Below are 6,469 nucleotides of genomic sequence, written 5' to 3'. Positions count from 1 at the left end.
CTCACTGCGTTCGTTGTCGTTAACCCTTTGCACCTTAACTTCGCTCACTGTCATTAAACATTTGCACCTTAGCTTCGCTCATGTCGCTAACCTTTTGCACTATACTTCACCTTGCGCAAAGGAAACGAACTCACTGCGTTCACGTTCTTGTTTATACCCAGCAGACAGAAGACCTAGCTTTTCGCAATGTCAGAGAGTGATTTGATGATAGATGTGCAATATTTCACGATTATCGTTACTATTAAGTTCAGACAAATCTAATAAGGGTTGCCGTGTCACTTTACTTAGTTTATTTGCTTGTTATCTTTGCTCTGTTCGGCACCTCAGCCAGCTACTTTTTGCGTTTTTTATATTTTTATTGGGTCAAGCGACGTATTGAAATTAAATTCATATGGTATGCGGGAGGATGTGCCCTATTAGTGGTTATCATTTCTGTTATAGGGCGCTGGTTTTTTATTGAGTAGCCTAAGGTCTGTAGGTTTGGCATTGCTGCTTTATGCACAATGGCGTTATCGGCAGTATCGGTTTACATGTTTCTTGCAATGACGTTTTAGCGTTATTGAATCTTTCTTGCTCAGTTATCTTTTTTGCAATGTCGTTGAGCTTGAGTTCATTGACGCGTTTTGTGGAATAAATGATGTACTGACTTGGCCCTTTACACGAAGGGCGCTCACCAACAGCAAGCACTTTACACTGATAGCTAGCATCGCATGCTTTATCAGCGACCAAGCTATCAAGAATCTCGTAGTTGGATTTTGTGGCCTTACTGGGAGCGGTTGTCCAAGTTATATGGCAACCACTGAGTAGTGATCCAAATAGAACGATTAAAATGAAAGAGAATTGCTGTTTCATAATTGCTCTTTAGAAGGTTTCTTGAGACGTATTGGTTAGCTTAACACATTTATTTTCAACACATTGTGTACTGGGTTTGGTTAGGTGCTGGCAAATACTCATCATTTTATTTTTAGCATTGTAGGTGCTCTCAAAAAGCGTAATTTTGCTGGCTATTTGTTTGATGGTGTCTGGGTTAGCTGATTTGTTAGAGTATACGATATAGCTACTGGGCCCACCGCAGGCTCTACTACCAACGGCTTCAACTTGGCATTGCATGGTAGTGTCACAACTCACATCTTGGGTGAGTGTTTTTAGTTGGTTGTGCAACTGCTCAATATCCTGCAATGAAACCTCGTCCAATATAGGCTGTGATGGCTTTGCAGGCGAAGCATTGGCTTTATGTTGTTCGTTAATCGAAGCTGCTGCAGCAACAGGCTGTGCTTTGCTGTTGACACTTTCCGGTTGAGTTTGATCTTTACTTTGTGAATTAACTTGGTTGCAACTAGCTAAACACAGAGTCAGTATTAGTGCCTGAGATAATTTGAACATGGCTACTCCTTTCTTTTTAAATAGTTTGCCTGTTAAGTAACGATGTTACAAGTGTTAACCGTTTGAGCATTAAAATCTCCACGCAAGGTGGGCTATGATAGGCCACCCTGTGTAAGCTTTTGCGGATTTAATAATTTGCGTAGTTCGTCTTCGCTGAGTGTCGTATGTTCTTTTGCCACGTCTATAATCGGTCTATTTTGTTGATAAGCAAGTTTGGCAATTTTTGCCGCAGCTTCGTAGCCAATGATGGGATTGAGTGCAGTGACCAGAATAGGGTTTTTAGATAACGCAGTTTGCAAATTAGGCTCATTCACTTTAAACGTTGAAATGGCTTTATCAGCGAGTAGATTGCTAATATTGGTGAGCAGCTCGATGCTTTGTAAAATATTATAGGCAATAACAGGCAGCATTACATTTAGTTCAAAATTCCCAGACTGACCTGCTACAGTGATGGTTGCGTCATTGCCAATAACCTGAGCGCATGCCATGGAGGCCGCTTCCGGTATAACAGGGTTTACTTTACCTGGCATGATTGAGGAGCCTGGTTGTAAGGCTTCAAGTTCTATCTCGGCTAATCCAGCTAAAGGCCCAGAATTCATCCAACGTAAATCATTAGATATCTTCATTACTGCTACGGCGAGCATCTTGAGAGATCCTGATAAGCTAACGACACTGTCTTGGCTACCAATACTGAAAAAGAAATTGTCTGACGGTGTAAAAGAGATCCCGACGTTATTGCTCAGGCTCTCATTGAACAACGTCGCAAATGCCGGATCTGCATTAATCCCTGTGCCTACGGCGGTACCCCCTTGCGCCAACGCGCTTAGGCTCTTAAGCTGATTTTCGATATGTGCGTAGGCATGATCTACTTGCGCTTGCCAGCCACTTAGAGTTTGCGAAAAACTCACTGGCATGGCATCCATTAAATGTGTTCGGCCAGTTTTTACTATGTCACCGACAGTGTCACTTTTTTTGCTAATAGCTTGTGATAAATGCTTCAAAGCCGGTAATAATTGGTTGTTAAGCTCAATTACGCAACTAACATGGATAGCCGTAGGTATGACATCATTGGAGCTTTGCCCCATATTGACATCATCATTGGGGTGTATTGATAAAGTACTCTTGCTGCTGGCTAAGGTCGCGATAACCTCATTTACATTCATATTGGTGCTGGTACCGGAGCCTGTCTGAAATACGTCGACCGGAAACTGCTCATTATACTCTCCATCAATAATATGTTGTGCGGCATTAATAATAGCGTCTGCTTTATCAGCTGGTAAATGTTGAAGGTGAGCATTGGTTTGTGCTGCTGCTTGCTTAATGTATCCAAGCGCGCGTATGAATGGCGATGGTAACTTTAAACCACTGATAGGAAAGTTATTGATTGCACGTTGAGTTTGCGCTTTGTATAAGGCATTTGCTGTGACTTCAAGTGTCCCCATACTGTCTTTTTCGATGCGTGTTGTCGACATGAATTGCTCCTTAGCTAAATTGCCTTTGTGGGCTCAAAGATAACACGTGGTGCTATATTGTTTATGTCCTGTATAGCTAAGTTTTGTGATTTTTTCTAATTGTGAAGCTATGTGGCACTAAGTCTAGGCTTGGGCGGAAATGAAGAGGATTGTGCTAACTATGCAAAGCAATATGTTACATAGTTAGCCACTAAGTGGGATAAGGCTTAGTGAATGCAACTTGCGTCATTAGTTATATCCAAGTATGAATATTTGAGCTGTGTTTGGCGCATCTTCTTGTTCACTAGGGGTTAAAATATCTTGCACTTCTTTTCGATAATCATCACTTTGCACAAATAAGTTATCATCATGGTCTTCAATTAGGCCGGTTTCACAAATTGGCATATGGGTGATGGTAGAAACAAACATTGTTAGGTCCTCGTGTGGTTGTATGTCATGATAAATATAGCAGAAGTTGTGCCATTATGAAGAAATCTAATAAATACAAGGTACTAATGTTTTTTAATCGATATTCTGTTCCATTGAAGTTTAAGATTGCTTCAACATCGGGCAGCGATGATCAAAATAAGTGCAAGGAGTGAATGTGAACAAACCTTTCTCGCAAGCATGTGAAAACAATAAAGCGCCTATCCTCTGTGTAATAAAGCCTTACCTAATGCACTATGAGCGTGTGCTGGAAATCGGCTCGGGCACAGGGCAGCATGCAGTGTATTTCGCTGAACAATTACCTCATTTGACTTGGCAGACCAGTGATCGAGTGCAAAATCATACTGGGATCAAAAGTTGGATTGCAGACAGTCACGTTCACAATGTGATTGAACCTGTGGCGTTAGATTTAAACAATCCATGGCCTGTTGCGAAAGTACCAGCAATCTATACTGCTAATACCCTACATATTGTGAGTAAAGAATTAGTTGAAAAGTTTTTCCAAGGGATTCGAGCGCATTTGGCAAAAGAAGGGTTACTGTGCATTTATGGTCCATTTAATTATCACGGCCAGTTCACTAGTGATAGCAATGCGCAATTTAATTCGTTGCTAAAAAATAATGATCCACATAGCGGTATACGCGACTTTGAATGGATTGAATCGCTATCTCAGCAGGCAGGATTAAGTTTATTGAAAGACCACGCGATGCCTGCCAACAATCGTCTATTGTTGTTTAAAAGGTAATACCAATGTGCATTGTTCTATGTATTGCTCTATATGACGGTGCTCTCTTTGAATAAAATCAGAGATTGCTGCGCTAAACATTGGGTTGGCGATATGATGCAACGAGTAGGTTACGACAGGCTTAAAGCCTCGAGTTAACTTATGCTCACCTTGTGCCCCTGCGTCGAAGTTATTTAGCTTATGCTTGATTGCATATTCAATGCCTTGGTAATAGCAAAGCTCAAAATGTAGCGTTTGATAGTCTTCTAGCGCTCCCCAGTAACGACCATATAAGGTGTGTTTGTCACACAGATATAAACTTGCAGCAACGAGTTGGGGCCCTTCAAATGCCGCACACAATCGTACTGACTCAGGCAAGGTGCTAAGTATTAACTTAAAAAATGTAAAATTCAGATAGCCCTGATGACCAGAACGCTTTATGTAGGTGTTCTGATAGCATTGGTAGAAGTGCTCCAGCATAACATCGTCAATTTCACCTGCACTCAGCCAGCGAATGTGAAGCCCGCTGTTTACAGCTTGTTGGCGTTCTTTTTTAATCATTTTTCGTCGCCGTGAGGTCAATGCACTTAAAAAGTCAGCAAAATCTACATAGTCATTGTTTTGCCAATGAAACTGCACACCATAGCGAGTCATAAAATTTCTATTAGGCGTAAGCTGCTCCGTGAGAAAATTAATATGCGCACCCGACCAAGCGGTTTGCTGGCAGCCATGCTTTAAAGTCGTAAGTATATACTCAGTGAGTGCCAGCGTTAGTTCTTTACATAATATACGCTGACCCGTGACGGGAGTGAAAGGAACTCCACACAGCCATTTGGGGTAATACTTGAGTCCATAGCGTTGATATGCTTCGGCCCATGACCAATCAAATACATATTCGCCATATGAGTGGCTTTTTAGATATCCAGGTAAAATGGCGACCAAAACCGCATCTTGGTATATAAGTAGGTGGTGTGGTTTCCAGCCTGTATCTTTGCTAACACAACCACTGTGCTCAAGTGCGCTAAGCCATGAGTAGCTGCAAAACAGGTTGTCTGTACAGAGCGCCTGCCAATCGTGTGGTGATACTTCATCAATAGAGGATACAAACTTATGGGTGTACATGGTTTGGCATGGCATCGTTTAAAAAATTACTTAGACGGTATGTAAAATCATCGTAGGCTGGGTTAAATGTTAAGCGTTGCAAAGGTACAGTATGACTCATGTTGCTCTTTGTACGCTCACCAAGTAGTGGCGCCGAATGTTGTTTACACTCTAAATACTTTGTTAAGTCGTTAAGGTAACCTCCACAGCTACGATATATCCCTTTAAAACCATAGTATGGATGTGAGGGCGGTTGCAAAATACCGATATGCGACATATCTATCACTTTGTCACAGGCTGTGTGCGTGCAAGTGGGTTGCAATATTTCGTAGTCCTCAGGCAGTTGCGCTATTGCTGCTCTGGGGTTGCCGTAAAAGTAAAGAGTATGATTTTCAACTTTTTGATTTTTATCGCCAAATCTTTTCAGCATTGCCAAGGTTGCTGTGCTATCGATCGTACTGTCAACTTCACTAAAGGCGGTAAATAAAGGGAGCGCTTTGGGCAAAGAAACATGCTTAAGCAAATTCATTGCTTCATCGGCTAAAGCCGCTGCTTGCCAAGGGAAAGATTCATACTTAGCAAAGTCAAGGTCAGCATCTTCGTCAATCCACTCGACAAAGGGAATTTTTGCTATCCATTTAGCTAACCAGCCGTGTTTATTATGAGGTTCGCTGGCTGGAGATATTAAAGCCATGGCACGCAGGTTTTCAGGGGGGGATTTGGCAACGTTCGCAATTGCTAAGGCGGCGCCCGTCGAATAGCCTAATATGGCAAATTGTTTAAAGTCTTTAGCCGTTCGAGCTATGGCGTAGCCGACGGTGTTTTGCCAATGGCTTAGTTCAACATGTTTGAGGTCACTAGGGGCTGTGGCATGACCCGGCAGTAACACCGTACGGACGGTATAGCCTTGCTGATGAAAGGCTGCACCGAGGTAGTGAAATGTAAATGGAGAGTCAGTAAGGCCGTGGATCAGTAAAATAGCTCGTTCATCGTTAGCCTGTCTGAGTTCAAAAGGTGCAACGAGATCGGCTACGGTGAGCTGCTCTGCGGTATAACCCAGTGCTTTTGCAACGGGAGTTAAAATAGGGCATGGCTGATTGGCACGTATGTTTCGGCTACTTATAAGCGCTTTTGTTTTCGCTATATACACGCTAAAGCGTTCACTTTGCTCGATTGGGTAAGCGATTACCCCTTGTTCGTTAGCGAAGCGATAAGCTCCCTCTTTTTGAGCTTGAGAGAGGTTTTGCCAGTTTTGTGCGGTATCTACACAGTTTTTTTCGTATGGCTTTTGGTGAGCCAAGCTCTGAACGGCCAAAACGTTAATAGCGGCACATAAACAAAATAAGACAAACAGTAATTTCAT

General features: G+C 42.3%; 7 protein-coding genes. 1 reads left to right on the top strand and 6 read right to left on the bottom strand.

Annotation, left to right across the window (positions count from 1 at the left end; genetic code table 11):
• Positions 1-465: 465 nt before the first annotated feature.
• The 4 genes from HG263_RS21210 to HG263_RS21195 form a co-directional block, all read right to left on the bottom strand.
• Positions 466-852 (bottom strand): hypothetical protein, encoded by a 387-nt coding sequence (locus HG263_RS21210; protein ID WP_171628061.1) that lies wholly within the window; start codon positions 850-852, stop codon positions 466-468.
• 9 nt (positions 853-861) lie between these two features.
• Positions 862-1,383 carry a hypothetical protein gene (locus HG263_RS21205; RefSeq protein ID WP_171628060.1) on the bottom strand — a complete coding sequence of 174 codons (522 nt, stop codon included), beginning with the start codon at positions 1,381-1,383 and terminating at the stop codon, positions 862-864.
• A 92-nt stretch (positions 1,384-1,475) separates the two neighbouring features.
• On the bottom strand, positions 1,476-2,855 hold the full coding sequence (locus HG263_RS21200; protein ID WP_171628059.1) for a class II fumarate hydratase: 1,380 nt from the start codon (positions 2,853-2,855) through the stop codon (positions 1,476-1,478).
• Positions 2,856-3,083: 228 nt separating this feature from the next.
• Positions 3,084-3,263 carry a hypothetical protein gene (locus HG263_RS21195; RefSeq protein ID WP_171628058.1) on the bottom strand — a complete coding sequence of 60 codons (180 nt, stop codon included), beginning with the start codon at positions 3,261-3,263 and terminating at the stop codon, positions 3,084-3,086.
• A 175-nt stretch (positions 3,264-3,438) separates the two neighbouring features.
• Here HG263_RS21195 and HG263_RS21190 point away from each other — a divergent pair, with 175 nt between their 5' ends.
• A complete protein-coding gene (locus HG263_RS21190; RefSeq protein ID WP_171628057.1) occupies positions 3,439-4,026 on the top strand; it encodes a DUF938 domain-containing protein in 588 nt (195 codons plus the stop codon).
• Here the strand turns inward: HG263_RS21190 and HG263_RS21185 are convergent.
• Together HG263_RS21185 and HG263_RS21180 are read right to left on the bottom strand one after the other, a co-directional pair.
• Positions 4,006-5,127 carry a GNAT family N-acetyltransferase gene (locus tag HG263_RS21185; RefSeq protein WP_171628056.1) on the bottom strand — a complete coding sequence of 374 codons (1,122 nt, stop codon included), beginning with the start codon at positions 5,125-5,127 and terminating at the stop codon, positions 4,006-4,008. The two genes, HG263_RS21190 and HG263_RS21185, sit on opposite strands and share 21 nt — an antisense overlap.
• Positions 5,114-6,469 (bottom strand): alpha/beta hydrolase, encoded by a 1,356-nt coding sequence (locus HG263_RS21180; RefSeq protein ID WP_171628055.1) that lies wholly within the window; start codon positions 6,467-6,469, stop codon positions 5,114-5,116. Before HG263_RS21180 ends, HG263_RS21185 begins: the two co-directional genes overlap by 14 nt.

Source organism: Pseudoalteromonas caenipelagi (assembly GCF_013140855.1).
Classification (GTDB): domain Bacteria; phylum Pseudomonadota; class Gammaproteobacteria; order Enterobacterales; family Alteromonadaceae; genus Pseudoalteromonas; species Pseudoalteromonas caenipelagi.
Note: the sequence above shows the minus strand (reverse complement) of the source record. Positions and strands in the feature narration are given on the sequence as shown.